Raw genomic sequence first — 363 nt, forward strand, 5'->3', positions numbered from 1 at the left:
GGGCTGAAATGCCGCACCTGCTTTCAAAGGTGTAGCGCGTTCTGCAAACACGTTGCGCGCTATAGCCGCAGCCGATAGACGAGGATGTCTATCGGGGGATTTTTGATGAGAATTTTGAACGTGGTCGCCATTGCGGCCCTGTCTCTGAGCCTTGCCGGCTGCGTCGTCAGCGAACAGCAGTTCGTCAAGTATAGGGAAATTGCCAGAACGAGGCCGGATGTTCGCGCCAAGGTGATGGCAAAGTGCATCAACGACATGAACCGGTATCAGGGCGATCGGCGCGAGGCCATGGCGGCGATGTTCGACATGAACGCTGCTACCTTGCCGCAAAGCTTTTGCCGTCGCATGGAGCGAGCCTATCTC

General features: G+C 56.7%; 1 protein-coding gene. It reads left to right on the plus strand.

Annotated features, from left to right (window positions below; all coding sequences use genetic code 11):
* Positions 1 to 105 precede the first annotated feature (105 nt).
* The coding region (locus AC1D0P_RS32315) for a hypothetical protein (protein WP_477680452.1) at positions 106 to 363 on the plus strand (258 nt) is incomplete at its 3' end.

Source organism: Polaromonas sp. P1_G2 (assembly GCF_056405515.1).